The sequence below is a fragment of the Pseudomonas sp. MWU13-2100 genome, assembly GCF_023242365.1.
Classification (GTDB): domain Bacteria; phylum Pseudomonadota; class Gammaproteobacteria; order Pseudomonadales; family Pseudomonadaceae; genus Aquipseudomonas.
In genome coordinates, this window is the sequence record NZ_JALLIX010000006.1 from 1 (window position 1) to 24,891 (window position 24,891).

Genomic DNA, 24,891 nt, shown 5'->3' on the forward strand with positions numbered 1-24,891 from the left:
TCTCCCCTCACAACATCCCCTGTATCAAATCATCGATCACCACCCTGATCTCCCCTCCGGCGCAGTTCAGCCGGGAAATCCACGTATCCTCGATCACATATTTCTTGCGATGATCTGTTTCCGACTGTCACGCCAACAACCGAGCGCCACTCGTTGCCGCGACCGCCGCATCCAACTCAGCCCCCGCAAGGTGTTGGGCATAGTGTTCCTTCAGATCCTGCTCCCAGTCAGCAACGTCATCGAGAATGACTGCCGCCTCATCTTCAGTGAGGCCGAAATGACGATGATGACTGAGCAGATTGGATCGACTGAGAAGATGCCCCTGCATACCCACGGACATCGCCAGCGCCTGAGCCGGCCCCTCATCCAGCACCGGCACGACGTCATACATAGGCGCAAGCCGCCAAGCGCCGTCCTGATAGATCACCGCATGGTTACGCGGATGATCATCGCTATTCCCAACCAGGGCGTTGTAGGCCATGCGCCGAAACAGTTCACGCCGATCGAAATCAGATGCGCCACGGCGATACAGCTCGTCAGCCAGTGCAGCGTAGATCCAGCCCTCACTGGCCCGCGAATGCCATTCAGCGTCCAACAAGGTCAACCCACTCATCATGGGAATACGGCGGAACCGCTGCTGCCCCTCAAGCCACTCCCGGTCGAAACGCTCGACCAGCAGCGTGTTGGCATTCTCGCCCCGGTGCAATGCCGTACGGGCCACGTTCAAACCTCTATCCGCAGCGAATGTCATGCAGGCGAACTCGAAGACTGGCAGATCGTAATGGTCGAACTTGTCGCGCGGCTTTGCCAGGATCAGCTTGTGATCGGTGCGAAAGGTACGCTTCGGCCGGGCACCTCCAACAGAGGATCGCTGATCGCGGATTTTCAGTACCTCCAGTTGCTCGGCGGTCAGTTGGCTGTCATAGATCGCCGCACAGACTTCAATGAAGTGGTCCAGGCCTTTGGCCTCCAACATTTTCATCGGTTTCCCGCCGATCCCCGGCCGAGGTGTACGCTGCTCACCCGCCATGATGTTACCCGCACGGTCCTCGTTGGGAGATCTCAGAAGCAGCTGAATCGGGTCAAGCGGGCCTTGAGTCGTACGTCGTAGCAAGCGCTCCCCCCAGCCGTCTGGCATAGCGTCGTCAATAAACCCAGGCACTCCACCGTTCTTGCGCACGATGAACTTCCTGTTGGACAGCGGAAAACGGATCGGATCAGGAACCCAGACGTTTCCCTCCACCGCCTCTGGCGCATAGACAAAAGTGCCCTCTTTCCCGGCCAGGGTGAGCTTGCCCAAGGTCACCGTCTCACCGGAGACCGGACACTCCATGTAGATGTAGACGCTCGACATCAGAATGCCTCGTCACGACTGCGCGGAACCCGCACTCGCTTGGTACTGTTTAAAGAAAGCTGCTCGGACTCGAACCCAGGGTCCTCCAGCAGGGCCTGGAACACCCTGTCAGAGATGCCGACCGTGAACAGGACCAGCATGAAGTCGTGTAGAGAAACCCCCTCGGCTTTGCCCGCTTCGATATGGCGTACCGCGCGTAGGGAGATATCGGCCTGCTCAGCAAGATCAGCCTGCCTGATCCCCATACGCAGACGCGCCTCCTTCACCAGCATACCTATACGATAGAGCAATGATGCGCTCTGAACCGGGAAATAGCCTTTCATAAGATGATACCAAATGAATCCTTATGGCAATTAATGTAGCATTTAATGAAATACTATGATCAAAATCTAAAAAATTAAGAATCACGAAAACACACCTTAATCAGCATAAGGTGTCATAAAATGAGATTCTATTTTTAGATAGCACAGGGAGAGCCCCTTACTCAGGCTCGCCAAGCCAGCACTTTCGCTCGTACAAATGCCCTGTGGAGCGAGTTCCGGGCGGCGTTCCGACGAAGAACGATAGTGCGGTGGGCCCGCCAACACCCACCGCCGGTCTGGACCTCAAACGGACGTCACCTGCCTACACCGGCGCCCCGTGTAACATCCCTTGCGTCAAATCATCAATCACCGCCTTGCCCATCTCGCCTAGGTAATGCGATGCCCAGGCGTAACGTTCGCCGTCGCTTTCCAGAGCAGCATCGAGGGAAAGTGCTTTGGCGCAATAGAGCAGGAGGGACGCGTGCTCCATGGCTTCCAGAATGGGAACGCCTGGGTTCACACGGAATAGTTCACGACCTTGGGAGCCGCACTGGGAAAAAGTGATGACACCAAGGGTTTTGCTTGTGGGTGGATTGGTCATTGGACACCTCCGGCGTGGACCCGGGTGCCGAGGGTTAGAACATGCAAAGTCGACCCATCAAAAACGCTCATACGCAGGACTCCTAATGTGAGGGAGCTACCACGTTCGTTTCCAGGCGAATGGGTGGCAGCTGTACGCAGGCTGGAAACCGGGACAATAGGAAAACCCGGCAGACCCAAGGGCCTCCCGCGCACAGCCGCCATAACACGCAGAGACTGGCACAAAAAAGCACCAGCAGTCGTGATGAATGGTGGCGCCTATGCGCCCATTGTTCCACAGGTTTCCAGGCCCGGTCGCTGAATTGGCAGCGACAGGGAAAAGGTAGCGCGCACAGTAGGGAGCCGCAATGTGAGTGGCGGAGGTATGTAAGTCGAAAAATTTCAGTCGGCATAGAAGATCGTTCACAGCCCCAAGCTAGATGGCGATCTACCCGAAGTGCATTACGATCATTCAGGGATGACGTCTTGGGCTGCGGCAAAATAAATCCGTCATCATTTCCATTGACCGCGAGATTCTAAAATCGCCAGCCGGACAATATGTCCATGTCCTGCTTTATTCCCAAATCGCATGAATCATATGCCCCGCCGCGACGTTCCGCAGCCCCGCCAAGAGCAGCAAGATAGCCCCAGCACTCTTGCTGACCCACTCAAGGAAAACTGCGATGACCACTTTCACTCGTTACACACTCGACACTGCCCCTGCTGCCTCCAAGCCCATTCTGGAAGCCGTGCAGAAAGCCTTCAGCTTCGTACCGAACCTGCAAGGCAACATGGCTGAATCGCCAGAGCTGCTGGCCGGTTACAGCCAACTCTGGGACCTGTTCGGCAAGAGCACCCTCACCCCGCACGAACAGCAGGTCGTGTACCTGACCTCCAACTTCGAAAACAACTGCCACTACTGCATGGCCGGGCATACCACCCTGGCCAAGATGATCGAGATGGCGCCCGAGGTCATTGCCGCTCTGCGCGCCGGCAGCGTCATTCCGGATGCTCGCCTGGAAGCCTTGCATGTGTTCGCCACGGCGGTCGTGCGTGATCGCGGCTTCGTCAACGACGCCGGTATCGAAGCCTTCCTGGCTGCCGGTTTCACGCGGCGCAACGTGCTGGAGGTGGTACTGGGCGTCGCCACCAAGGTCATGAGCAACTACACCAACCATCTGGTGCACACCCAGCTCGATCCGTTCATGAAAGGCAACGAATGGACCAAGCCAGCCTGAAACCTGCCTTCGGCCTTCACTCGGCCAGCCCCTGCACGGGCTGGTCCCAGGAGCACTCATGAACAAGCGAAGCTTTTTGATCACCGGCGCCAGCAAGGGCATCGGCCTGGCGTTGGCACAGACACTGGCAAACACGGGTCACCGCGTCGTGGGCATCGCCCGGCACGCTGAGGGTGTCGATTTCCCCGGCATTTTGGTACCGGTTGACCTGGGAGATCGCAAGGCGACCGAACAGGCCTTGGCGACGTTAACCCAGCAGTATGCTTTCGACGGGCTGGTGAATAACGTCGGTCTGGTTCGCCCGCAGGTGCTGGGTGAAGTGGATCTGGACGATTTCGATGCCGTGATGCGGGTGAATCTGCACTCGGCGCTTCTGGCCACTCAGGCGCTGCTGCCCGGTATGCGCGAGCGTCAATGGGGCCGGATCGTCAACATCTCCAGCCTGACCGTACTGGGCATTACCCATCGCACCGCCTATGCCGCCGCCAAGGCCGCGCTCATCAGTTTTACCCGGTCGTGGGCACTGGAACTGGCCACGACGGGTATCACCGTCAACGCCGTTGCCCCTGGGCCGACCGAGACCGAACTGTTCCGCGCGAACAATCCGCTCGGCAGTGAAGGTGAAGCCCGCTACCTCTCAGGCATCCCTCTGCGGCGCTTCGGCCAACCCGAAGAGATAGCAGCAGCCATCGCCTTCCTGCTTTACGAAAGCAGCGGTTTCATCACCGGCCAGACGCTGTTCGTCGACGGTGGCGCATCAATCGGCAAAGCCGCATTCTAGCCAGGGTTGCGTTGCGCACGCCTTGTTGAGATAAACCACCCGCCGCGAGCGAAGCCCCCTGCTTCGCTCGCTTTTTTTGCTATGAGTTTTTAACTGTTTCAGGTGGAACGACATGGATCGATTGGCAGCAATGGAAACCTTTGTCTGCGTGCTCGAAGCGGGGTCGTTTTCCGCGGCGGCGCGGCGCCTCAACCTCGGCCAGCCCGCGGTATCGAAAACCATCGCACAACTCGAAGATCGCCTTGGCGTGCGGCTATTGCTGCGCTCTACTCGCGGGCTTACACCGACCGAAGCCGGCACCGCCTACTACGAACGTGCCAAGCGTGCCATCGAGGAAGCCCACGAAGCCGACCTCGCCGCACGCGGTGCGGGCAGCGGCCTGCACGGCACCTTGCGGATCTGTGCGGCGGTGACCTTCGCGCGTCTGCATGTGCTGCCGTACCTGGGAGCGTTCCTCGATGCACACCCCGAGCTGAACATCGATATCGTTCTGGATGACCGCACCGTCAATCTCGTCGAGGAAGGCATCGATGTTGCCTTGCGTATGGGAGCGTTAGCCGACTCCAACCTGATCGCCCGCAAGATCGGTGAATGTCAGCGGCTGGTGCTGGCCACCCCGGCTTACGTGCTAGCCCATGGCAAACCTTGCAACCCTACTGATCTGGCGCAACACCAAGCGGTCGTTTTCGCCCAGGCAGGCGGCGGTGAGCACTGGGCCTTCAAACAGGGCAGCACGGTGCAGTCGGTGACGGTCAGCGGGCGGGTACGGGTCAGTGCGGCGGAGGGTGTGCGGGCAGCGGTGCTGGGGAGTCTGGGCGTAGCCTTGACGTCCCAATGGATGTTCGCAGAAGAACTGGCCAAAGGCGAAGTGGTACCCCTGCTGGAGGATTGGCAGTTGCCGCCGCTGGATCTGTGGGCGGTGTTTCCTACCGGGCGCCTGGCCAGTGCCAAGGCGCGGGCATTCGTTGATTTCGTCGCGGGCTTGATGAACCAACAATAAGCTAGGCCGCCCGAAGGCGGCCTTGAGGGACTCGATATCAACCGCGCAATGCAGGCAGCAACTCAGTGGGCTCTGGACGCAGCGTGTAATCGGGATTCACCTCCGCGTACAGAATGATGCCGTCCTGGCCGATGACGAAACGACCCGGCATCGGCAAGGTCCAGCTCTGATCACCGTTGATGACCGGCAGGTTGTTGCCCAGGCTCAGATAGAGTTCAACCAGGTAGTCCGGCAGTTTGAACCGCAGGCCGAAAGCAGCCGCTACTTCATTGCCGCTGTCGCTGAGGATCGGAAACCCCAGGCCGTTTTGACGTTGCGATTTGCGGCTGTTGGCTTGGCTCTGCGGCGAAATCGCCACCAGGCTGGCACCGCGCTCCTGAAAGGCCGGAAGTGCCTGCTCCAGCGCTTGCAGCTCCATGTTGCAGTACGGGCACCAGACGCCACGATAAAAGCTGATCACCAGCGGCCCGCGCGCCAGCAGTTCCGCCGACGACACCAGATTGCCCTGAGCATCAGGCAGGCTGAATAGCGGCGCCATATCACCGGCCTTGAGCGCACGCTCGGCCTGGCCGCTGGCGATCAGCTCGGCAGTGGCCCGCTGCATCACGGCATGCACGGGTGCCGGAGCATTGTAGGGCGGTTTGCCGGCAACGAAGTCGGCCTTGAAAGCATCCAGTTTGGCTTGAAGGGTCATGAGTATTTCCTCGGTAAGTTGATGTCTCGAGACTCATGATCGCGACATCGCCGCTCGCCCAGTAGAGAGCTGGCCTGCATAGGAAATATGCCCATCAGGAATGCCCTTCACGACTCACCTTGCGCAAGCGATGCCTATTCCAGCCGGGAATGTAGTGGTCTAATGAAACCGGACACCCATTTAAAAGCATCATTTTAAATGTGGCACTCCACGCATTGCTGGACGAAGGCTTGATTTCGTTCACCGACCAGGGCGATCTTTTGGTAGCGAATGACTTGAGCCAAGCGGACGCATCTGTGTTCGGCGTGGATGTTCCATTGCGTGTTTCCTTTCATCCAAATGCCATCCAATACATCCAACACCACCGGCTCACGACATTCCAAGGTGGACCTTGCGCGCTGAAGAGATAGCTATCAGTTGAGTCCTGCTCGCAGTGAATAGAAATCCAGCGGCTCCCAGCGTGTATCCCGACGTGAGGCACCGCAATCCTGTAGGAGCCGGCTTGCTGGCGATGAACGATAACGCGGTGAGCCTGCCGTGCGCCGCCGCCAATCTCGACATCAATCGAAGATCGCCCGGTCCTTACGCCCTCTCCCCGCGCAACATCCCCTGCGTCAAATCATCAACGACCGCCCAGTATTCCAACCCGGCCTCTCGCGCCCATTGCCGGTGCCTATTTCGCCCCGAGTGTCGCAATGTAATGGGCGACAGAGACGACATCTTCATCAGGCAGTGAATGGATGACCTGCTTCATCAGGCCGACACGCGGGCGCTGCTCGGTCTGTTGAAGCACCTTGAGCTGGCGAATCATGTAATAGGCGTGTTGACCTGCCAGGCGCGGAAACTGCCCCAGCAACAGTGCCTTGCGCTATGATCGATTTATCGGCGCTCGACGGGAGACTGCCATGCCGATGATCTCAGCGTGCCGCCTACACACATGCAATTGACCGCCCCCCCGCGTCTGGGCGAACTGGACTTCGCCAGGTACCGTCTGTCAGTGCACCTTGCCGGTTCTTGCAGTCCGTGACCAACGGCGTATCAAACACAATGAGGAGCGCCGGGTGATGAAGCAGATGAACATCGGCAAAGCATTCACACTGATGGAGTCAGGCCCGGTTGTCTTCGTCACCACCCATGATGCTGAAAAGAACAACATAATGACCATCTCGTGGACCATGGTGATGGGCTTTACGCCGATATTTGCCATAACCACCGGCCCCTGGAATTACTCATACGCCGCGCTTCGCAATACCAGGGAATGTGTCATTTCAATCCCCACTGTGGATCTGATCGATCAAGTGGTTGGTGTCGGGATATGTTCCGGCGCCGATACCGACAAATTTGTAAAATTCGGACTGACGCCTGTGACAGGGAAGCATGTCAGGTCACCCTTGATCAAGGAGTGCCTGGCCAATATCGAATGCAAAGTTATCGATATCATCGAGAAGCACAATATCGTTGTCCTCGAAGGCATCGCTGCGTACTTCGATAGCTCACGAAAAGAGACGCGAACTATTCATGCCGTGGGTGATGGCACCTTCATCGTCGACGGACGTAAATTGAATCGAAGAAAAATGATGGCATCGAAGCTTCCAGAGGGTGTCTAGGGTCTGCGTGCGACAAGTGCCCGGTCCACATCCCGAGGCGCGGTACACCACGCTTGCTCAAGGCGTCCGGTCAAGGTAAGCGGTTTCACGCTAACGGCAGCGTACCGACGAAGAACAAAAGTGCGCTGAGCCCGCCGACCGCCCAGCACAAACCATTGGCCGAAGCGGCTGCAATATCGCCAGCCACCCTGGTTTGCTCAACAATGAACGATCGCTTAACCTTTTCATATGAGCATTCGATCTCTGGACAGCACCATGGCCACCACCAAAAAAATCGACAAGCCCTACAAGAAGCCCATCAGCAGTGAACTGACATACCTTGATGTACGTCAGGCCGCGCGTGACGGACAAAAAGCCTTTCATGCCTTCATTACCACCGGCAAACTGCCCGTCACCAAGTAAGCCACGCACGCTCTCCAACCTTGTCAGCATCAATCGACACGTAGGACATTTCCTATAATCAATTAAGACCTGTAGCAAATAGCGGAATTGCTCTTTTTTTCAGTGTTTATCTGCCTTTATATCCGACGTCATCTTTCACACATCAAGGATGTGAAGCGTGGCGCACGGATTCATCAATGAAACAACTATGATTTGTTGCAGGGGTTGCTGGGTTATAGCTCGATTGGCATCGGCAGCACCACCGCGGCCTGGGGACGGCATTTGAGTGGGGTTGAGGAAACCTTGAAAGACATAGAAAAACTGCATCAGCAGCACCTGAAAGGCGGCGCTTCGGCAAGGACCGAGTTCATCGCTCGGCGCCAAGTCCTGTTCCAGAAGCTGGACACCCAACTCCAGAGCGTCGGTCATTACGGCACCAGCTTGCGGCATAACAAATCGATCAAGAAGATGCTCGGCATTTCCACCCGACGCTATCTGCATCGCCAGGACAATTTGATTTATGAGGGGCGGTACTGATGATGACATTAAAAGCAGTGGGGGCTTTTCTGTCTCTGTTTCTATTATTCCTTGGTGTTGGCTTGTCAGCCTATGTCACGAAGGTCAAGCTGGATCTTGTTGAAGTCTACTTCAAAAATAACCCAATGATGATTGGCCATTGCCGATGGTGGGGAGGCAACTCGTTCAAGGATCGTTCAATGAGGCAGGGATTGATAAGTATGATGATCATGTTCCCCAAAATGTTTATCTGGCGCGGGCTCTTGACCCAACAAGAGGTCGATGCCATTCCGCTGCAACTCAAGCGATGGATCAAAGCCCCATTGTATTTTGAGATCCCTTTTTTTCTTGCCGCTATCGCATTCTGTATAGGGGAACAATTCCGGTGAGCGTTAAGCCCAAAGCATGGCACATCAATGCAATTGCCGAGAGAATCGCCGACCCAGATATGCGCAGCGGATCAACAAGATTGCCAGTACCTCCCGATTTCTGAGCAAAGGCGGTTATGTGGGCATGGCGCTGGACGTGGGAGCGGCGGGGCTGGCGATTCAAGAAGCCTGTTCGACCGGGCGAGAGGAGCAGTGCCGGAAGGCGCGCTATGTGGAAGGCGGGAAAGTAGCGGCCGGGATTACGGGATCTCACTTCGGAGGAAAGGTTGGCGCCTATGGAGGGCGCATTGTATGTGCCGTTGGATTGGGTGTTGTGTCGGGAGGTTGGGGTGCGTTGAGTTGCGGAATTATCGGTGGTGCCGTCGGCGGATATGTGGGAGGAACGTGGGGAGGAAAATTCGGAGAGTCAATAGGGGATCTGATGTATAAGTGGGAAGGCTTATGACTATTTATCCGCTATTAGCCGTTTTTAGTATATTTTTCATGCTCTTTGGTATTGGCTTGTCAACCTATGTCGTCAATACAAAATTGGATCTGGTCGAGCCCTACTTCAATAATAATGCAATGATAATCGGTGATCGCCGGTGGTGGGGCGGAAGCTCGTTCAAAGATCGCTCGATGAGACAAGGGGTGATCAGCATGATGATCATGTTCCCCAAAATGTTTATCTGGCGCGGGCTCTTGACCCAACAAGAGGTCGATGCCATTCCGCTGCAACTCAAGAGATGGATCAAAGCCCCATTGTATTTTGAGATCCCTTTTTTTCTTGCCGCTATCGCATTCTGTATAGGGGAACAATTCCAGTGAGCGTTAAGCCCACCCCCTGGCAAATCACGAGGGCATCGCCAAACAGCTATCGACAAGCGGTGAGCCGGCAGAAAGTAGATCGATGGACAGCCCAGCACTCGGTGGCTATAGTAGCGCTAGGTATTACCTTTCGCTACAGGAGTGCCAGCATGGCAACAGCAACCTCCATCAAGCTCGATGATGAGCTTAAAGGGCGCGTGCAGCATCTGGCCGAGGCTCGCCGCCGCACTTCGCACTGGATTATGCGCGAGGCTATCGCGCAGTACGTTGAGCGCGAGGAAAAGCATGAAGCGTTCCGGCAGGACACGCTGAAAGCATGGGAAGAGTTTCAAGCCACTGGCCTGCACGCGACGACCGATGAAGTAGAGAAGTGGCTTTCGAGCTGGGGCACTGAAAATGAATTGCCTGCGCCCGTATGCCACAAGTGATCTTCGCCCCTGCCGCCATTCGGGACATTCAACGGTTGCGGGAGTTCCTGCGTCCAAAGAACGCCGACGCCGCTGGTCGAGCAGGCACAGTAATCATGCAGAGCGTGCGGATGCTCGGAATTCAACCACATATTGGCCGCCCGATTGAGGATCTGCCCGACGAGTACCGGGAATGGTTGATTGACTTCGGAGACAGCGGCTATGTAGCCCGCTACCATATCAATGGCGATTTCGTCACGATCTTGACTGTTCGACACCAAAAGGAGCTTGGATACAAGTAACTCACTCTGTGAGCCATGCAGGCTGGCTTTATGCCAGACCTGCGGAAAAACCGCCCTACCAAGGCGGTTTTTTTTCGCCCCGACTTTCTGGAAAAAGGAGCCTCACGCCCCGTCGGGGACAACGCCTCGGTCAGCACTCATCTAGACTCAACAGGCGGTCGCAAAAAGAACCGCATACGTCGCTTTGGTGCAGGCGATTCAAAGGCCGCGTGGCAAGCTGGCTTTTATGCCCTGAAGAGGTGTGGCGAAGACCGCACCGGACCCAACAAGATACCCGCCCAGGGTGCCTGGCCAACGGCCTGAAATGCCACACTAGCGTGACGTGGCGTGAGTGCCGCAGCCGACACTTTCGGACAACCGACAACCGCCTGGTTTGTCCGTGACCGTGAGGAATGCCGTATGCCTGATGAGATGTTGCACCTGTCTATGGTCAATAACGTGCTGGAGCGCCACAAGGGCTCCCCCGGCGCACTATTGCCCATCCTTCATGAGATTCAGGCGGACATCGGCTACGTCCCCGATGCCACCGTCCCCGAGATTGCCCATGCGCTCAACCTGAGTCAGGCCGAGGTACGCGGGGTGATCAGCTTCTACCACGACTTCCGTAGCGCGCCTGCGGCCCGGCATATCCTGCGCCTGTGCCGCGCCGAATCCTGCCAGAGCCGCGGCGCCGAGCAACTCGCCGCACAGTTGCGCGAGCGCCTGCAACTGGATGACCACGGCAGCAGCGCCGACGGCAACATCAGTCTGCGCCCGGTGTATTGCCTCGGTGCCTGCGCCTGCTCGCCGGCCCTGGAGCTGGATGGCCAGGTGCATGCGCGACTCAGCGCCGAACGCCTGGATGCCCTGCTTGATACCTGCCGGGAGGACGCATGATGCCGAGCCTCTATCTCCCCGCAGACTCCCTTGCCCGTGCCGTGGGTGCCGATGAGGTCGCCGTGGCCCTGGCCACCCAGGCCGGCGAACGCAACCTGCCGCTGGATCTGCAACGCACCAGTTCCCGTGGCCTGTACTGGCTGGAACCGCTGCTGGAAATCGACAGCCCGCAGGGCCGTATCGGCTTCGGCCCACTCACCGTTGCCGATGTACCGTCGCTGCTCGATGCGCTGCAAGGCGATCCGTCCGCTCATCCGCTGGCCCTGGGCCCGGTGGAGCAACTGCCTTACCTGAAGACACAACAACGCCTGCTGTTTGCCCGCGCCGGCATCACCCGCCCATTGTCTCTTGAGGATTACCGCGCCCACGGCGGCTTCGAGGGCTTGACCCAGGCCATCGCCCTGGGCGGCGAACAGACCGCCAGCGCCGTGTTCGATTCCGGCCTGCGTGGTCGTGGCGGCGCGGCCTTCCCCGCCGGGATCAAATGGCGCACGGTGCGCAGCGCCCAGGCGGCGCAGAAATACATTGTCTGCAACGCCGACGAAGGCGACTCCGGCACCTTCGCCGACCGTATGCTGATGGAGGGCGACCCGTTCCTGCTGATCGAAGGCATGGCCATTGCCGGTATCAGCGTCGGTGCCAGCTACGGCTACATCTATGTGCGCTCGGAATATCCACAGGCCGTCGCCACCCTGCGCGAGGCCCTGGAGATCGCCCGCGCCGCCGGTTACCTCGGCGCCAATGTCGGCGGTAGCGGCCTGGCCTTCGACATGGAAGTGCGCGTCGGTGCCGGCGCCTACATCTGTGGCGAGGAAACCGCGCTGCTGGACTCCCTCGAAGGCAAGCGCGGGATCGTCCGCGCCAAGCCGCCGATCCCCGCCCTGAAGGGCCTGTTCGGCCTGCCGACCCTGGTGCACAACGTGCTGACCCTGGCCTCGGTGCCACTGATCCTGGCCAAGGGCGCGCCGTTCTATCGCGATTACGGCATGGGCCGCTCCCTGGGCACCATGCCCTTCCAGCTGGCGGGCAATATTCGTCACGGCGGCCTGGTGGAACGCGCCTTCGGCCTGACCCTGCGAGAACTGGTGGAAGACTACGGCGGCGGTACCGCCAGTGGCCGGCCGCTGAAGGCCGCCCAAGTCGGCGGCCCCCTCGGCGCCTGGGTGCCACCCAGCCAATTCGACACCCCGCTGGATTACGAAGCCTTCGCCGCCATCGGCGCCATGCTCGGTCACGGTGGTGTGGTGGTAGCCGACGACAGCCTGGACATGGCCCGCATGGCGCGTTTCGCCCTGCAGTTCTGCGCCGAGGAATCCTGCGGCAAATGCACGCCCTGCCGTATCGGCTCGACCCGCGGCGTGGAGGTGATCGACCGCCTGCTGGCCGCACCGGACCAGAACGCTCGCGATACCCAGGCACTCATCCTCAAGGACCTGTGCGACACCCTGCAATACGGTTCGCTCTGCGCACTGGGCGGCATGACCTCCTATCCGGTAGCCAGCGCCCTCAAGTACTTCCCCGCCGACTTCGGTCTGCAATCCTCGGAGGCCGAGCAATGATCACTCTCTTCGACCCGAATACCGATATCGACCTCGGCACCCCGGCCCGCGACAGCCAGGTACAGGTCACCCTGAACATCGACGGCCGCAGCATCAGCGTGCCCGAAGGCACCTCGGTGATGCGCGCCGCCGCGCTGCTGGGCACCACCATTCCGAAACTCTGCGCCACCGACAGCCTGGAAGCCTTCGGCTCCTGCCGCATGTGCCTGGTGGAGATCGACGGCATGCGCGGCTACCCGGCGTCCTGCACCACGCCGGTCAGCGAAGGCATGAGCGTGCACACGCAGACGCCGAAGCTCGCCACCCTGCGCCGCAATGTCATGGAGCTGTATATCTCCGATCACCCGCTGGACTGCCTGACCTGCTCGGCCAACGGCAACTGCGAACTGCAGACCGTCGCCGGCCAGGTCGGGCTGCGGGAAGTGCGCTACGGCTATGAAGGTGAAAATCACCTGGCCGAGCAGAAGGACACCTCCAACCCCTACTTCGACTACGATCCGAGCAAGTGCATCGTCTGCAACCGCTGTGTACGCGCCTGTGAAGAAACCCAGGGCACCTTTGCCCTGACCATCACCGGACGCGGCTTCGAATCGCGGGTCGCGGCCGCCGGCGGCGAGAACTTCCTCGACTCGGAATGCGTGTCCTGCGGCGCCTGTGTGCAAGCCTGCCCCACCGCGACCCTGATGGAAAAAAGCGTGGTCGAACTGGGGCAGCCCGAGCGCGCCGTGATCACTACCTGCGCCTATTGCGGTGTGGGCTGCTCGTTCCGCGCCGAAATGAAAGGCGACAAGCTGGTGCGCATGGTCCCCGACAAGAACGGCCAGGCCAACCACGGCCATTCCTGCGTCAAGGGACGCTTTGCCTGGGGCTATGCCAGCCACCCGGATCGCATCACCAAGCCGATGATCCGCAAGCACATCAACGATCCTTGGCAGGAAGTCAGCTGGGATGAAGCGGTGACCTACGCCGCCAGCGAGTTCCGCCGCCTGCAGCAGAAGTACGGGCGCGACTCCATCGGCGGCATCACCTCCAGCCGCTGCACCAACGAAGAAACCTATCTGGTGCAAAAACTGGTACGGGCCGCCTTCGGCAACAACAACGTCGACACCTGCGCCAGGGTCTGCCACTCGCCGACCGGCTATGGCCTGAAACAAACCCTGGGCGAGTCCGCCGGTACCCAGAGTTTCGACTCGGTGATGCAGGCCGACGTGATCCTGGTGATCGGTGCCAACCCCAGCGACGCCCACCCGGTGTTCGCCTCCCAACTCAAACGCCGCCTGCGTGAAGGCGCGCGACTGATCGTCATCGACCCACGGCGCATCGACCTGGTGGACGCGGTGCATGGCCGCGCCGAGCTGCACCTGGCCCTGCGCCCGGGCACCAACGTCGCCATGCTCAACGCCCTGGCCCACGTCATCGTCACCGAAGGGCTGCTCGACCAGGCCTTTATCGACGCCCGCTGCGAGGGCAGCGATTTCGCCCACTGGAGCGAGTTCGTCAGCCGCGCGGAAAACTCGCCGGAAGTGCTTGGCGCGATCTGTGGCGTCGCCGCGGCCGATATCCGGTCCGCCGCCCGCCTGTATGCCGGCGGCAATAATGCGGCGATCTACTACGGCCTCGGCGTCACCGAGCACAGCCAAGGCAGCACCGCGGTCATGGGCATCGCCAACCTGGCCATGGCCACCGGCAATATCGGCCGCGAAGGCGTCGGCGTGAATCCGCTGCGTGGGCAGAACAACGTGCAGGGTTCCTGCGACATGGGCTCGTTCCCCCACGAACTGCCCGGCTACCGGCACATCTCCAATGAAGTGGTACGGGCGCAGTTCGAACAAGCCTGGCACGTCAGCCTGCAACCCGATCCGGGGCTGCGCATCCCCAACATGTTCGAGGCCGCCCTCAGCGGCAGCTTCAAGGGCCTGTATTGCCAGGGCGAAGACATCGCCCAGAGCGACCCCAATACCCAGCACGTCACGGCCGCTCTATCGGCGATGGAATGCATCGTGGTGCAGGACATTTTCCTCAACGAAACCGCCAAGTTCGCCCATGTGTTCCTGCCGGGCAGTTCGTTCCTGGAAAAGGACGGCACCTTCACCAACGCCGAGCGGCGCATCTCGCGGGTACGCAAGGTCATGGAACCGCTGGGCGGCAAGGCCGACTGGGAAGGTACGGTGGCCCTGGCCAACGCCCTGGGTTACCCCATGCACTACAAGCACCCGTCGGAAATCATGGATGAAATCGCCAGCCTGACGCCGACCTTCACCAATGTCAGCTACGCCGCGCTGGATAGCCATGGCAGCCTGCAATGGCCGTGCAACGCCGAGGCACCGGATGGCACGCCGACCATGCACATCGAGGAATTCGTGCGCGGCAAGGGTCGCTTCATGCTCACCGGCTATATCCCCACCGAGGAGAAGGTCAACAATCGCTATCCGCTGCTGCTGACCACCGGGCGCATCCTCAGCCAGTACAACGTCGGCGCCCAGACCCGGCGTACCGAGAACGTCGCCTGGCACGACGAAGACCGCCTGGAAATCCACCCGAGCGACGCCGAGAGCCGTGGCATCAACGAAGGCGACTGGGTCGGCATCGGCAGCCGCGCCGGACAGACCGTACTGCGCGCGCGGGTCACCGAACGGGTCGCCCCGGGCGTGGTGTACACCACCTTCCACTTCCCTGAGTCGGGGGCCAACGTTATCACCACCGACAACTCCGACTGGGCCACCAACTGTCCGGAGTACAAGGTCACCGCTGTGGAGGTCAGCCGCGTCTACCACCCGTCCGAGTGGCAGAAACGCTATCAGGAATTCAGCGACGAACAACAACGCCTGCTCGACGAGCGCCGCCATGAACGCGGCGCCGGAGCCAAAGCCGAGGTGCGCCGATGAGTACTGAAAACCTGATCAAGATGGCCAACCAGATCGCCCAGTACTTCGCCACCGAACCGGACCAGCAACAGGCCGTGCTCGGTGTGCGTAATCATCTGCAGTTGTTCTGGACGCCCGGCATGCGCAAGGAGTTGCTCGCCTGGCAGACCGAGCATCAGGGGGCGGACTTGCACCCGCTGGCGCAGGCGGCGGTCAGTGGGGCGGGGTGGGAGGCTTAGGTTCAGACGATCGCTTGGGATGCCCCCTTGGCCTGTGAGGACGGGTCGAGGGGTGTTCCAGTGCTTTTAGAATCGACCCTCTGCGTTTCCAAAGCAGCGTCTGGCAATGCACCATTGCACTCGCTCAATCAGTTTTCGGCCACTGCTGGGCACCGTGTAACAAGCGGATAATCTCAATCAGCTTGAGGCGGGGCCTGAGGCGATAGACAATGACGAACGGGGTTCCGCCAATGACCAGTTCACGAGTCTCTTCGATACGACCGAACCGCCCCATCTCCGGGTGATCGAGCAACTGGCTGACCTGATGTTCAATACGATCACCCTGATCGATCGCAGCACCAGGGTTGCGCTCGCCAGTGTAATCGAGCTGTACATCACGATCCTGAATCGCACTGGGGAGCCAGCGAATAATCAAGAACCACCCTCCTTGATGCGTTTCGCCAACCCTGCTCGTTTCGCCGCCCAGCTTGATTTCGCCTCTTCATGCGATACCCACTGGGTATTCGGATCATCCGCTTCGATGAGCCCTTGCCGTACCTGCTCCCGAAACCATTTGTCGTGCTCGGCGGCCCCATGCGTGCGTTTCAGCGCCTCAGCACGATCTGGTCGGGTCCGGCTGGCGCTCCTGTCCTCGGGATTCCAAAGCGCAACATCGAAGGCACCAACCACAAGGCCGAGCCCGAGTAGCAGGTTCAGGGCCTGGCCAGGATTACCGAAACTGCGCGGCTCGCTACTACGCGCCTTGGCCAGTACGGCGGCGTCTCCGTTCCGGGTTTCTACTTGGACGAAAAAAACCCCGCCCTGCGCTTTCAAGGTAACACCGACGATGCCACCCGCTTCGGTGGTGGCCCGCAGTTGTTCCAACGTGAGAGTGTGCATAGCGATTGCCCTATAGCATCACGATTAATTGTTATTAAAGTACGCGAGTAACAATTAACCTGCAATTATTGTCGGAGCCGAGCTTGCTCGCGAGGAACGATAACGCGGTGAGCCTGCCAACACTCACCAGCAAAATCGGCACAAGCCAGACGTCACCCGCCTACACCAAAGCCCAAGGCCTCGCGGCAAGGCTCACGCACTTTACTGCCGCGAGAATGGCCCTACATTCGCTATCATCACCTATGCTTTCGGCGACCACTCCAGTGCACCGCCGCCCTGTGCCGCTCACAGACAAGGACGCTCCATGCCGCTCCGCTCCCTGCACATCCAGTCAGCCCTGATCACTCTCGCGCTGACCTGCGCAATCCTGCCGGCCCACGCCGCCGACAAGGTCGAACGCCGCTGCGGCTGGTTCGAGAACCCGACCGCGGCGAACGCCACCCTCACCGACCGTGATGGCACCTGGGAAATCGCTACTCAGGGTGGCTACCAGGCCGTAGGCGAATGGCCACAATTCAGCGATGCGCAATGGGTGCGCACCAACGGGCATTACGGCTACGGCTGCGGCTGCATGACCGCCAGCGCCGATCCCGAGACCCACCGCCTGAACCACCTCACCAACGCCGTCGCCCGCCCACTGGCGGCCTGCCGCAACGATACAACCTTGCACGAGCCGGCCAATCCGCTGGCGCCACGACCACCCGATGTGCCGGCCACAGCCAAAAGCACGAAGCCCTACCAGGCCGATGGCTTCAGCTTCAACTACCCGAAGGGCTGGAAAATCAGCAAGAACAAGGAATGCCTGAACCTCAATCAGCCAAAGACACAGACCAACGAGGAATACACCCTCAACCTCTGCGTCCAGCACGGCACGCTGCAACAGGCCGCCGACAGCATGGTCTTTTCCCAAGAGGACGGCGTCTGGATGCGTAGCGCCGGCATGGACTCGCCCAGCCCTGTCGACATCATCGAAGGCCCCGGCTGGAAAGGCATGCAGACGACCCAGACCTGTGGCGTCGGTGATGAAGAGACCGGCTTTCATGCCGCCGGCGGCACCTGCCTGATGGCCATCGTCTACAACGCCAAGACGCAGTTGCTGTTCGACACCGTGGGTTACTACCAGGACTTCGACACGATTGGCGCAATCATTCGATCGGTCCGATTTGACGAGAAGCAGTAGAAGGTACTCGGCGCGTAGTTTGTTCCCGGTGACCACCGCAGATCCGAGTTCAACTCACGCGCCTGAAATCGGCAATGCTTTTAAGCCATTGGGTGTTTGAATATGTGCGACAAGAAACGGAGTTGAAGTGTCTTTGAGCGCATGAAGATAAACCGGCCCCGAAAAGTTTATGGCCGACAGCACCGTTCTGACTTTTTCCGGATCAGCATGGAAGACATCCAAAGCCACTAGAGAACAGCCTTTGTCTTGCATTGCGCTCGCGGGATGAGTCGCCTGCGCCCATTGGATCAGGGTCGGGGCAACCCCTCCCAAAGGGAGGCTGCCGTCCGCAGGTATCGTTATCTGCCAGGACAATGCTCCTCTGGTCATGGGCTCCACATCCCCGAGGATGTCGTGGCAAGAAGCGCTGACAGCCTGGATATCATCGGTACGCGCAACCCATGTCGCCAGGCGTGCCGGTGAGTCAGGCGCAAGTTGATCAAGACCGAACCAGCGAGGCCGACGGGGGCGTTCAGCCAATGGGTCCACCGCAATCACTTCCAGATAAAGCTCAGGACCAAGGCGAAGCAGCCGGTTATGGGTGCCCATGCGTGGATGGGCACCGCCCGGTTGAAGGTCGACGCCCAGAACGCCAGTGACGAACGCACAGCCGGTATCAAGGTCCGGCGCCACGATAGCCAGATGATCGATGGTACTTTTCACGCGATCAGCTCCCTCAAGAAATTTTCTTCGCCCTGGTCTTATTCAGACTCACTCGCGCTATCACCCCGCCACACTGAACGGTGCCCTTCCCCTTCAAGCCCGGTCGCCTCACGCGACTCCCGCAACTGCCTCTTCAACGTGCGCAATGGCGGCGCATACAGAAAGCCGAACGACACGCTGTTCTTACGCCCCTTCACCGCATGATGCAGCAGGTGCGCTTGATACAGGCGCTTCAGGTAGGGATGACGCGGTCGCGGCCGAAATGGCCAATAGCGGTGGACGACGCCGTCATGCACCACGACATAGATGATCCCGAACGCCGCCACTCCGGCGCCGATCCACTGCAGGGGCTCGTAGCCGCTATTGCCCAGCACGATCAGGGTGACGGCCACCGCCGTCAATACCAGTAGGTAGATGTCGTTGGTCTCGAAGGCGCCCAGGTGCTCCTCATGATGGGAACGGTGCAGAAACCAGCCCCAGCCGTGCATGACGTACTTGTGCGCGAGGTAACCGACCCCTTCCATGGCCATCAGGGTGCAGAAAAACAGGGCAACGTGGGTGATCATGGAACGCCGTGAGCTCGCAGTTACGTCGAAAAAGCGGCCGGAAAATGATTCAGCCGTGCTCAAGCATACCCCGGTAGACGGGCAAATCGAATGTGATAACTCATACAGGTGATAAACCCGTAACAAGTTGACTACGAAGCGCCAGGTACGTCGAAGTATCTTGGACATCCATTGACGTGGGCCAAACCTCCAGCAATCACGAGCAGCTGTGCTCCTGGAGAATATCGAGAGGGTAAGGCATAGCCGCCGCACAGACAGGGCATTGCTCAGTCGAACAGGAACACCAGCAGCATGATCACGCCCTGGACGTTGTAGCCCAGGTAGAACTTGTGCACGCCAAAAGCACCGAGGAAGAATGCCAGCAGAGCTGCTGGGATTTTCTTCGAGTTGCCGCTCGCCGCAGCGCCGTCGGCGAAATTGCGGGAAAAAGCACAGTCACTATCAGGATAAAGCCCGGGGCCCGAAGGTCCCGCGCTTCATGCATCAGAACGCGATCCCGACCTTGGCGCCGAACGGGGAATCGAATCGGGGGCGCAAAGCCAAGCTGCCGAGCCGGCCGCAGCCGGCGTTTCAGCACAAATCAGCGTGGGCTCAAACCAAAGGCCGACCCATCATCCGCGTCAGGATCGCCAAGGGATTGGACTGGGTGTCGTACTGCTTGTCGGCAGGGATGTGCAAGGTCTGTTCGAGCATGTACTGGCCGGACATGACCGCATGCGGCACCTGGTCCGAGAAGCACACCCAGACCGAGCCGGCGGCAAATGGCATGGTCACCTGCTCGGCGGTTTCCTGATAGGTCTGATCGCCTTTCATGCCGTCATGCAACTGCAACATCAGATGGTCATATTCACTGCGATATGACTTGGTGATGTGCAACGCCTTCAACAAGCTGGCCTGCCAGGCCATATAGGGTTTGGCCCGTGGCAGGAACTTGCGGGCAACCGTTTCGAAAGGCTCGCCGACACGCCACACCCGCGGCACGCCCTCGGGGTTGACGTTGCTGAACACCCGCAGGATCCGCTCGCCATAGTTGGGACGCGAAGGAAAAGCGTCGACATGCAGGCGCCGGTCATCCGCGCGCCAGGACTGGGCACGGGTCTCGACCCGCATCGGACGGTAGCTGGTAGGCGCCAGGCGCAACGCGCCTTGGTAGCGGGGCAGCAGCGAGTACACCAGCGTCTGCGCCTGCTCACGGAAACGTCCGATCATCTCGGTCAGCGCCTGTTGCACGGCAGCATCGCCTTCGGCGCCCTTGAGGTGATTATTCGCATCCAGGCTGATATTACGTGCCTTGGGCGAGCGAACATCCGGACGGAGCAAGGACTTCTCTTCCTCTCGCAGTTCAAACGACAACCGGGGGAAATAAAGCACCTTGCCCGCTTCCAACGCGGCGATCCAGTCCGCGTTCACTTCAGGCATCCGCCAATCGGCGAAATCGATGCCTATTATCTGAGAATCCATTTCCTCAGGGGGCCTCTTTGGGGGAGTAGGCCTGTAATGATGCGGTGATCCGACCGACCATTGCAATGTTTTGTTACCTTCTCTGACAAGATGCCCCCCGCTCAAGAGGGCTCAGCTAGACACCTCAGCCGGCACCTTGCTCCGCCATTGCCTGGCATCCCTGGCCGGCGGCACGCCAAACAACCGGGCATACTCGCGACTGAATTGGGAGGCACTTTCATAGCCCACTTCAAAGGCCACCCCGGCCGCATCACCCGGCATTGCCAGCAAACGGCGGCGGGCTTCATGGAGGCGGATACGCTTCTGGTACTGGATCGGGGTCATGGCCGTGACCGCCTTGAAGTGCCGATGCAGGACCGACGGGCTCATATCGGCAAGCCGCGCCAGGTCCTCGACCCGAAACCTTTCCACATAGTGCTGGCGTATCCAGTTCAGCACCCGACGGACGCGGGACAGGCGGCTGTCGGCCCGGGCGATCTGGCGCAACATGCCCCCTTGAGGCCCCCGCAGCAGCCGAAACAGAATCTCGCGCTCCAACAACGGCGCCAGCACGGCGATTTCCTGGGGCCGCTCCATCAAGCGCAGCATCCGCCCAAAGGCATCGATCAGTTCATCATCGGCGGCGCTGACGGCAAAGCTGCGGCCCAGGCTCTTTTCCCCGACAACCGGCATCTCCAGCAACAACGAGGCAATGACCTCGGGGTCGAAGACCAGGGCCACCGACAGGTACGGCAGTTGCGGGCTGGCGTCGATCACCTCGCCGCTGGCCGGTATTTCGGCCGAGGCGATAAAGTAGCAACCGGTACCGTACTCAAGGATCTGATCACCGATCATCACCCGCTTCGCGCCCTGCAACACCAGGCAGATCATCGGATCGTAAAGTCCCGGCAGACGGCCGGTGCGGGTTTCGCCCATCATGATGGAAAGCCGCGGCATACCGGTTGCGGTCTGCCGGCCCTTGGCATGCCGGCGCACGAAGTGTTTGAGTTGATCAAGTCTGTTGTTCATGGTCGAAAACTCTCACTCACCGCGCCAACCGTCAACCGAAGCGCCAGTAATAGGCAAGAACTAGCCAGTAACCGGCACACCCGTCCTGACGCCGACGAGCAAACTGGTTTCACCCACACAGGAGAAACCAGATGCTCAAGCAAACAGTATTGATCACCGGCGCCAACAAAAGCATCGGCTTTGAAACCGCGCGGCGTCTCGGCGAGCTCGGCTACAAGGTCTGGATGGGCAGTCGCGATCTGGCTCGCGGCGAAACAGCAGCCCAGCTATTGCGCGACATGGGCCAGGATATCCAGGTCCTGCAGATCGATACCGCCAGCGACGACAGTGTCAAGGCCGCCGCCGAGCGCGTGCAGCGGGAAGATGGCCGACTCGACGTGCTGATCAACAATGCCGCCATACTGGGCGATATGTCGGCCCCCAGCGAGATGCAGCTGAGCACCATCAAAGCGGTTTACGAAGTCAATGTGTTCGGCCCGATCCGCACGACGCAGGCGTTCCTGCCCCTGCTCAAGGCCTCGGCCCACGCCAATATCGTCATGGTCAGTAGCGGCCTGGGCTCTCTCCACTCGCTAAGCGACCCGGACAATGAGTTCGCCTCGGTCAATATCCTCGGCTACAACAGCTCGAAGTCGGCGCTCAATGCGGTGATGCTGTCCTTTGCCAAGGAGCTGGCGGACACTGGCATCCGGGTGAATGCCGCCGATCCGGGCTACACCAAGACCGACTTCAACCATCACCGCGGCTATCGCACGGTGGAACAGGCCGCCGAGATCATTGTCAGACTGGCGACGCTCGACCAAGACGGCGTCACCGGCGGCTACTTCGACGAGAACGGCAGCATCCCCTGGTAATCGGCCCCTTCTCCAAGGCTGTGATCCTCGCCCCCAGGGCAGTGAAACAACGCGAGGACCGGCATCCGTCGGCCCTCGTGATTCCGCCAGCCGCTAACAGGTTCTCACATTCGCCAGACGCGAGCGCCTGAGCTCATCCGCCACACTGAACTGCAAAATGGCCGCGCCCTCCTGAGAACGCATCAGCCACAAGTTATAGTCACCTGCACTGTTGCTGAGCAATTTATAGTACGTCGCCTGCCACATCCTGCTCATGACCGCTTGTGACGGCGCCTTGTACAGCTGGCAAAAACTGCCTTCGACATCGCATTGAAGATCCGAGGTCAGGCCGTCCAATGTGACGCGCAAATACCCCTCCTCCTCACGACCGCCCTCTTCGGGGGAGAAGGAACCGAGCACTTTCCCGGCCTGACTGGCCTCACTATAGAAACAGGTTATTTCCCCGACAAAATCATGTCCCGCCAACACCTGAAAACAGGGCCAGATCTCATCCGGCCATTCAAAGGTATCGAGCATGGGTAGAAATAAATACTTACCGATCAAGTCATTGAATGTCATAACACGCCCTCCTTTGGCATGAATTCAAACTATAGACGCTTGAAATACCTCTTCGAAGTTAGTGTATGAACGACTGTTTCAAGAAAGTACTTCCCGTGTCGGCCAGTCGCCTCATGTCTCCAACTGTACAACCTCGATCCCCATTCGCCGATAAGCCTCGATATCCTCCGACGGTACAAAGTGCTCGGTGAGCATCGTCTGCAAACGCGTGCAGGGCGCCACCACAAACGGTTCCACCGCCCCAAGCTTGTCGGCCGTGGTCACCGCCACCACGTGCGAGGCGCTGTCGAGCATGGCCTGTTTCACGGCGACTTCGTCGTAATGCAGGGAGGTAATCCCCATCTCCGGGTGAATCGCGCAGACGCCGGTAAACAGCAGGTCGGCCTTGATGCCCTGGATCAGGCGCACCGCCTCATGCCCACCAGAGGCCATGGTCGCCGGGTTGAGCTTGCCGCCGGCCAGGATCACGGTGATGCCCGGATGTTCTGCCAGGGTCATGGCGATCATCGGTGAACAGGTGACGGCGGTGAGCGACAGCCCGGACGGCAGCGACTGGGCGATCTGCAAGGTGGTGCTACCCGAGTCGAACAGCACGATCTGCCCCGGCTCGACACGGCGTGCCGCTATCCGGGCCAGGCGGGTTTTTACTTCATTGGGTTCGGCGACCCGGGTGAAGTAGTCCTTGCCGGTGTCCTTGGGACGCGGCAACGCACCGCCATGGACCCGCTGCAACAGCCCGGCCTGGGCGAGCTCGGCAAGGTCGCGGCGGATGGTGTCTTCCGAGACCGCGAAATGCTGGCCCAGCTCCGAGGCCATGACCTTGCCGTCCCGTTCGAGCAACAACAGGATCTTTTGCCGCCGCAGGTGTGGCAGCTCCGACGCTTGGTGAACGTTTTGCATGTTTATGCCTGAGTCTGCATGTTTGTGCCGATTTATACGAGACTCCAGGACGAATGGCAACTCTGGGCGAAGCGACGCTCAGATAAAGGACACCTCAAATACGGAAACCACTGACCAATTGCTCCAGCCGGGTGGTCTGCTGTTCCAGGTCGGAACAGGCCAGCAGCGTGGCATTGAGGTTCGCCACCGCGTCCTTGTTCAAGGTGTCGATCTGGGTGATGTCCATGTTGATCGCCTCGACCACGGCGGTCTGCTCTTCGGTGGCGGCGGCCACCGACTGGTTCATCCCATCGATCTCACCAATACGCCGGGTGACCTGCCCCAAGTGCTCGCCGGCCTGATTGGCGATGGCCACGCTCTCCGCGCTGTATTGCTGGCTCTCGGCCATGGTGCGCACCGCCTGCCGGGAACCGACTTGCAGCTCCTCGATCATCCCGTGGATTTGCTGGGCCGAGGCCTGGGTCCGCCCGGCGAGGTTGCGCACTTCATCGGCGACCACCGAGAACCCGCGCCCCGATTCGCCGGCACGGGCGGCCTCGATGGCGGCATTCAGGGCCAACAGATTGGTCTGTTCGGAAATCGCCTGGATCACCTTGAGGATCTGGCCAATGCTCGACGTGTGGCTATTGAGCTGCTCGATCCGCGTACTGGAGGAAAGGATCTTGGTCGACAGTTCATTCATCGCCTGGATCGAGCGTTCGACCACCCGCCGCGCTTCATCCGCCGTGTCTCGCGCATCGGACGCACCTTGTGAGGCGTCCGCGGCATTCACGGCGATCTCCTGGGCCGCGGCCCCCAATTGATTGATGGCCGCCGCGACACTGCTGGTGCGCTGGGACTGATTGTCCGAGTTGCTCATCGAGGCGTTGGAAGCATTCACGACCCGAC

31 protein-coding genes are annotated in these 24,891 nt (G+C 59.8%); 16 read left to right on the forward strand and 15 right to left on the reverse strand.

The genetic code is table 11. The annotated features are described in order from the left end of the window. Positions 1 to 127 precede the first annotated feature (127 nt). From M5B99_RS06175 to M5B99_RS06185, 3 genes are all read right to left on the reverse strand, one after another. Positions 128 to 1,354 (reverse strand): type II toxin-antitoxin system HipA family toxin, encoded by a 1,227-nt coding sequence (locus M5B99_RS06175; RefSeq protein ID WP_248803189.1) that lies wholly within the window; start codon positions 1,352 to 1,354, stop codon positions 128 to 130. Beyond that, complete coding sequence (locus tag M5B99_RS06180) at positions 1,354 to 1,677, reverse strand: helix-turn-helix domain-containing protein (protein ID WP_103498563.1); 324 nt, start codon at positions 1,675 to 1,677, stop codon at positions 1,354 to 1,356. The genes M5B99_RS06175 and M5B99_RS06180 overlap by 1 nt, the downstream gene beginning before the upstream one ends. Before the next feature lie 301 nt (positions 1,678 to 1,978). Next, positions 1,979 to 2,257 carry a DUF3077 domain-containing protein gene (locus M5B99_RS06185; protein ID WP_247263214.1) on the reverse strand — a complete coding sequence of 93 codons (279 nt, stop codon included), beginning with the start codon at positions 2,255 to 2,257 and terminating at the stop codon, positions 1,979 to 1,981. A gap of 661 nt (positions 2,258 to 2,918) precedes the next feature. Between M5B99_RS06185 and M5B99_RS06190 the strand changes: the two genes are divergently transcribed. From M5B99_RS06190 to M5B99_RS06200, 3 genes are all read left to right on the forward strand, one after another. Continuing rightward, the gene (locus M5B99_RS06190; RefSeq protein ID WP_248803192.1) at positions 2,919 to 3,473 is read left to right on the forward strand and encodes a carboxymuconolactone decarboxylase family protein; all 555 of its coding nucleotides are present in this window, start codon (positions 2,919 to 2,921) and stop codon (positions 3,471 to 3,473) included. Positions 3,474 to 3,531: 58 nt separating this feature from the next. Further along, positions 3,532 to 4,254 carry an SDR family oxidoreductase gene (locus tag M5B99_RS06195; RefSeq protein ID WP_248803194.1) on the forward strand — a complete coding sequence of 241 codons (723 nt, stop codon included), beginning with the start codon at positions 3,532 to 3,534 and terminating at the stop codon, positions 4,252 to 4,254. Between the two features lie 112 nt (positions 4,255 to 4,366). Beyond that, positions 4,367 to 5,254, forward strand: a complete 888-nt coding sequence (locus M5B99_RS06200; RefSeq protein WP_248803195.1) for a LysR family transcriptional regulator — start codon at positions 4,367 to 4,369, stop codon at positions 5,252 to 5,254. A gap of 37 nt (positions 5,255 to 5,291) precedes the next feature. Here the strand turns inward: M5B99_RS06200 and M5B99_RS06205 are convergent, their stop codons facing one another. Together M5B99_RS06205 and M5B99_RS06210 are read right to left on the reverse strand one after the other, a co-directional pair. Next, positions 5,292 to 5,948 (reverse strand): peroxiredoxin-like family protein, encoded by a 657-nt coding sequence (locus tag M5B99_RS06205; RefSeq protein ID WP_248803197.1) that lies wholly within the window; start codon positions 5,946 to 5,948, stop codon positions 5,292 to 5,294. 673 nt (positions 5,949 to 6,621) lie between these two features. After that, positions 6,622 to 6,804, reverse strand: coding sequence for a c-type cytochrome (locus M5B99_RS06210; RefSeq protein ID WP_248803198.1), 183 nt, complete (start codon positions 6,802 to 6,804; stop codon positions 6,622 to 6,624). Positions 6,805 to 7,012: 208 nt separating this feature from the next. On the opposite strand from M5B99_RS06210, the gene M5B99_RS06215 reads away from it, so the two are divergent. The 11 genes from M5B99_RS06215 to M5B99_RS06265 all read left to right on the forward strand — a co-directional run bounded on the left by M5B99_RS06215 (position 7,013) and on the right by M5B99_RS06265 (position 15,895). After that, positions 7,013 to 7,555 carry a flavin reductase family protein gene (locus M5B99_RS06215; RefSeq protein WP_248803201.1) on the forward strand — a complete coding sequence of 181 codons (543 nt, stop codon included), beginning with the start codon at positions 7,013 to 7,015 and terminating at the stop codon, positions 7,553 to 7,555. A gap of 255 nt (positions 7,556 to 7,810) precedes the next feature. Continuing rightward, positions 7,811 to 7,957: a hypothetical protein gene (locus M5B99_RS06220; protein ID WP_248803203.1), complete on the forward strand. Its 147-nt coding sequence runs from the start codon at positions 7,811 to 7,813 to the stop codon at positions 7,955 to 7,957. A 192-nt stretch (positions 7,958 to 8,149) separates the two neighbouring features. Further along, positions 8,150 to 8,473 carry a hypothetical protein gene (locus M5B99_RS06225; RefSeq protein WP_248803205.1) on the forward strand — a complete coding sequence of 108 codons (324 nt, stop codon included), beginning with the start codon at positions 8,150 to 8,152 and terminating at the stop codon, positions 8,471 to 8,473. Further along, complete coding sequence (locus M5B99_RS06230; protein ID WP_248803206.1) at positions 8,473 to 8,841, forward strand: hypothetical protein; 369 nt, start codon at positions 8,473 to 8,475, stop codon at positions 8,839 to 8,841. The genes M5B99_RS06225 and M5B99_RS06230 overlap by 1 nt, the downstream gene beginning before the upstream one ends. 441 nt (positions 8,842 to 9,282) lie before the next feature. Beyond that, a complete protein-coding gene (locus tag M5B99_RS06235) occupies positions 9,283 to 9,648 on the forward strand; it encodes a hypothetical protein (RefSeq protein WP_248803207.1) in 366 nt (121 codons plus the stop codon). A 149-nt stretch (positions 9,649 to 9,797) separates the two neighbouring features. After that, positions 9,798 to 10,076, forward strand: coding sequence for a CopG family ribbon-helix-helix protein (locus M5B99_RS06240; RefSeq protein WP_248799010.1), 279 nt, complete (start codon positions 9,798 to 9,800; stop codon positions 10,074 to 10,076). After that, positions 10,064 to 10,357, forward strand: a complete 294-nt coding sequence (locus tag M5B99_RS06245) for a type II toxin-antitoxin system RelE/ParE family toxin (RefSeq protein WP_218225594.1) — start codon at positions 10,064 to 10,066, stop codon at positions 10,355 to 10,357. The genes M5B99_RS06240 and M5B99_RS06245 overlap by 13 nt, the downstream gene beginning before the upstream one ends. 399 nt (positions 10,358 to 10,756) lie before the next feature. Further along, positions 10,757 to 11,233 carry a formate dehydrogenase subunit gamma gene (locus M5B99_RS06250; RefSeq protein ID WP_248803209.1) on the forward strand — a complete coding sequence of 159 codons (477 nt, stop codon included), beginning with the start codon at positions 10,757 to 10,759 and terminating at the stop codon, positions 11,231 to 11,233. Then, positions 11,230 to 12,792 (forward strand): formate dehydrogenase beta subunit, encoded by a 1,563-nt coding sequence (locus M5B99_RS06255; protein ID WP_248803210.1) that lies wholly within the window; start codon positions 11,230 to 11,232, stop codon positions 12,790 to 12,792. Before M5B99_RS06250 ends, M5B99_RS06255 begins: the two co-directional genes overlap by 4 nt. Then, the gene (gene fdhF, locus M5B99_RS06260) at positions 12,789 to 15,677 is read left to right on the forward strand and encodes a formate dehydrogenase subunit alpha (RefSeq protein ID WP_248803212.1); all 2,889 of its coding nucleotides are present in this window, start codon (positions 12,789 to 12,791) and stop codon (positions 15,675 to 15,677) included. Before M5B99_RS06255 ends, fdhF begins: the two co-directional genes overlap by 4 nt. Continuing rightward, positions 15,674 to 15,895 (forward strand): formate dehydrogenase subunit delta, encoded by a 222-nt coding sequence (locus M5B99_RS06265; protein ID WP_248803213.1) that lies wholly within the window; start codon positions 15,674 to 15,676, stop codon positions 15,893 to 15,895. The genes fdhF and M5B99_RS06265 overlap by 4 nt, the downstream gene beginning before the upstream one ends. A 124-nt stretch (positions 15,896 to 16,019) precedes the next feature. Here the strand turns inward: M5B99_RS06265 and M5B99_RS06270 are convergent, their stop codons facing one another. Both M5B99_RS06270 and M5B99_RS06275 read right to left on the reverse strand, forming a co-directional pair. Continuing rightward, positions 16,020 to 16,310 (reverse strand): type II toxin-antitoxin system RelE/ParE family toxin, encoded by a 291-nt coding sequence (locus M5B99_RS06270; protein ID WP_248803214.1) that lies wholly within the window; start codon positions 16,308 to 16,310, stop codon positions 16,020 to 16,022. Then, positions 16,307 to 16,774: a hypothetical protein gene (locus M5B99_RS06275; protein ID WP_248803215.1), complete on the reverse strand. Its 468-nt coding sequence runs from the start codon at positions 16,772 to 16,774 to the stop codon at positions 16,307 to 16,309. Before M5B99_RS06275 ends, M5B99_RS06270 begins: the two co-directional genes overlap by 4 nt. Before the next feature lie 304 nt (positions 16,775 to 17,078). Between M5B99_RS06275 and M5B99_RS06280 the strand changes: the two genes are divergently transcribed. Then, positions 17,079 to 17,954: a DUF4087 domain-containing protein gene (locus M5B99_RS06280; RefSeq protein WP_248803216.1), complete on the forward strand. Its 876-nt coding sequence runs from the start codon at positions 17,079 to 17,081 to the stop codon at positions 17,952 to 17,954. Positions 17,955 to 18,008: 54 nt separating this feature from the next. On the opposite strand, the gene M5B99_RS06285 is transcribed toward M5B99_RS06280, so the two are convergent. The 5 genes from M5B99_RS06285 to M5B99_RS06305 all read right to left on the reverse strand — a co-directional run bounded on the left by M5B99_RS06285 (position 18,009) and on the right by M5B99_RS06305 (position 21,691). Next, the gene (locus tag M5B99_RS06285) at positions 18,009 to 18,656 is read right to left on the reverse strand and encodes a VOC family protein (RefSeq protein WP_248803217.1); all 648 of its coding nucleotides are present in this window, start codon (positions 18,654 to 18,656) and stop codon (positions 18,009 to 18,011) included. A gap of 38 nt (positions 18,657 to 18,694) precedes the next feature. Then, the gene (locus M5B99_RS06290; RefSeq protein WP_248803218.1) at positions 18,695 to 19,222 is read right to left on the reverse strand and encodes a sterol desaturase family protein; all 528 of its coding nucleotides are present in this window, start codon (positions 19,220 to 19,222) and stop codon (positions 18,695 to 18,697) included. A gap of 266 nt (positions 19,223 to 19,488) precedes the next feature. Next, entirely contained in the window at positions 19,489 to 19,599 is a 111-nt protein-coding gene (locus M5B99_RS29950) for a TM2 domain-containing protein (protein WP_318654565.1), read from the reverse strand. A 214-nt stretch (positions 19,600 to 19,813) separates the two neighbouring features. Further along, entirely contained in the window at positions 19,814 to 20,683 is an 870-nt protein-coding gene (locus M5B99_RS06300) for a Kdo hydroxylase family protein (protein WP_248803219.1), read from the reverse strand. Positions 20,684 to 20,794: 111 nt separating this feature from the next. Next, entirely contained in the window at positions 20,795 to 21,691 is an 897-nt protein-coding gene (locus M5B99_RS06305; RefSeq protein ID WP_248803222.1) for an AraC family transcriptional regulator, read from the reverse strand. A gap of 131 nt (positions 21,692 to 21,822) precedes the next feature. On the opposite strand from M5B99_RS06305, the gene M5B99_RS06310 reads away from it, so the two are divergent. Continuing rightward, on the forward strand, positions 21,823 to 22,545 hold the full coding sequence (locus M5B99_RS06310) for an SDR family oxidoreductase (RefSeq protein WP_248803223.1): 723 nt from the start codon (positions 21,823 to 21,825) through the stop codon (positions 22,543 to 22,545). 93 nt (positions 22,546 to 22,638) lie between these two features. Here M5B99_RS06310 and M5B99_RS06315 read toward each other — a convergent pair whose 3' ends face one another. The 3 genes from M5B99_RS06315 to M5B99_RS30135 form a co-directional block, all read right to left on the reverse strand. Beyond that, complete coding sequence (locus tag M5B99_RS06315; RefSeq protein WP_248803224.1) at positions 22,639 to 23,103, reverse strand: hypothetical protein; 465 nt, start codon at positions 23,101 to 23,103, stop codon at positions 22,639 to 22,641. Positions 23,104 to 23,214: 111 nt separating this feature from the next. Next, positions 23,215 to 24,003, reverse strand: a complete 789-nt coding sequence (locus M5B99_RS06320; protein ID WP_248803225.1) for a DeoR/GlpR family DNA-binding transcription regulator — start codon at positions 24,001 to 24,003, stop codon at positions 23,215 to 23,217. Between the two features lie 94 nt (positions 24,004 to 24,097). Then, positions 24,098 to 24,862 carry a methyl-accepting chemotaxis protein gene (locus tag M5B99_RS30135; protein WP_412548699.1) on the reverse strand — a complete coding sequence of 255 codons (765 nt, stop codon included), beginning with the start codon at positions 24,860 to 24,862 and terminating at the stop codon, positions 24,098 to 24,100. Positions 24,863 to 24,891: the final 29 nt, after the last annotated feature.

Excerpts from the sequence above, each read along its gene's own strand:
- M5B99_RS06175 (WP_248803189.1), bottom strand. The coding sequence starts at position 1,354 with ATGTCGAGCGTCTACATCTACATGGAGTGTCCGGTCTCCGGTGAGACG.
- M5B99_RS06180 (WP_103498563.1), bottom strand. The coding sequence starts at position 1,677 with ATGAAAGGCTATTTCCCGGTTCAGAGCGCATCATTGCTCTATCGTATA.
- M5B99_RS06185 (WP_247263214.1), bottom strand. The coding sequence starts at position 2,257 with ATGACCAATCCACCCACAAGCAAAACCCTTGGTGTCATCACTTTTTCC.
- M5B99_RS06190 (WP_248803192.1), top strand. The coding sequence starts at position 2,919 with ATGACCACTTTCACTCGTTACACACTCGACACTGCCCCTGCTGCCTCC.
- M5B99_RS06195 (WP_248803194.1), top strand. The coding sequence starts at position 3,532 with ATGAACAAGCGAAGCTTTTTGATCACCGGCGCCAGCAAGGGCATCGGC.
- M5B99_RS06200 (WP_248803195.1), top strand. The coding sequence starts at position 4,367 with ATGGATCGATTGGCAGCAATGGAAACCTTTGTCTGCGTGCTCGAAGCG.
- M5B99_RS06205 (WP_248803197.1), bottom strand. The coding sequence starts at position 5,948 with ATGACCCTTCAAGCCAAACTGGATGCTTTCAAGGCCGACTTCGTTGCC.
- M5B99_RS06215 (WP_248803201.1), top strand. The coding sequence starts at position 7,013 with ATGAAGCAGATGAACATCGGCAAAGCATTCACACTGATGGAGTCAGGC.
- M5B99_RS06220 (WP_248803203.1), top strand. The coding sequence starts at position 7,811 with ATGGCCACCACCAAAAAAATCGACAAGCCCTACAAGAAGCCCATCAGC.
- M5B99_RS06230 (WP_248803206.1), top strand. The coding sequence starts at position 8,473 with ATGATGACATTAAAAGCAGTGGGGGCTTTTCTGTCTCTGTTTCTATTA.
- M5B99_RS06235 (WP_248803207.1), top strand. The coding sequence starts at position 9,283 with ATGACTATTTATCCGCTATTAGCCGTTTTTAGTATATTTTTCATGCTC.
- M5B99_RS06240 (WP_248799010.1), top strand. The coding sequence starts at position 9,798 with ATGGCAACAGCAACCTCCATCAAGCTCGATGATGAGCTTAAAGGGCGC.
- M5B99_RS06245 (WP_218225594.1), top strand. The coding sequence starts at position 10,064 with ATGCCACAAGTGATCTTCGCCCCTGCCGCCATTCGGGACATTCAACGG.
- M5B99_RS06250 (WP_248803209.1), top strand. The coding sequence starts at position 10,757 with ATGCCTGATGAGATGTTGCACCTGTCTATGGTCAATAACGTGCTGGAG.
- M5B99_RS06255 (WP_248803210.1), top strand. The coding sequence starts at position 11,230 with ATGATGCCGAGCCTCTATCTCCCCGCAGACTCCCTTGCCCGTGCCGTG.
- fdhF (WP_248803212.1), top strand. The coding sequence starts at position 12,789 with ATGATCACTCTCTTCGACCCGAATACCGATATCGACCTCGGCACCCCG.
- M5B99_RS06265 (WP_248803213.1), top strand. The coding sequence starts at position 15,674 with ATGAGTACTGAAAACCTGATCAAGATGGCCAACCAGATCGCCCAGTAC.
- M5B99_RS06275 (WP_248803215.1), bottom strand. The coding sequence starts at position 16,774 with ATGCACACTCTCACGTTGGAACAACTGCGGGCCACCACCGAAGCGGGT.
- M5B99_RS06280 (WP_248803216.1), top strand. The coding sequence starts at position 17,079 with ATGCCGCTCCGCTCCCTGCACATCCAGTCAGCCCTGATCACTCTCGCG.
- M5B99_RS06290 (WP_248803218.1), bottom strand. The coding sequence starts at position 19,222 with ATGATCACCCACGTTGCCCTGTTTTTCTGCACCCTGATGGCCATGGAA.
- M5B99_RS06300 (WP_248803219.1), bottom strand. The coding sequence starts at position 20,683 with ATGGATTCTCAGATAATAGGCATCGATTTCGCCGATTGGCGGATGCCT.
- M5B99_RS06305 (WP_248803222.1), bottom strand. The coding sequence starts at position 21,691 with ATGAACAACAGACTTGATCAACTCAAACACTTCGTGCGCCGGCATGCC.
- M5B99_RS06310 (WP_248803223.1), top strand. The coding sequence starts at position 21,823 with ATGCTCAAGCAAACAGTATTGATCACCGGCGCCAACAAAAGCATCGGC.
- M5B99_RS06315 (WP_248803224.1), bottom strand. The coding sequence starts at position 23,103 with ATGACATTCAATGACTTGATCGGTAAGTATTTATTTCTACCCATGCTC.
- M5B99_RS06320 (WP_248803225.1), bottom strand. The coding sequence starts at position 24,003 with ATGCAAAACGTTCACCAAGCGTCGGAGCTGCCACACCTGCGGCGGCAA.
- M5B99_RS30135 (WP_412548699.1), bottom strand. The coding sequence starts at position 24,862 with ATGAGCAACTCGGACAATCAGTCCCAGCGCACCAGCAGTGTCGCGGCG.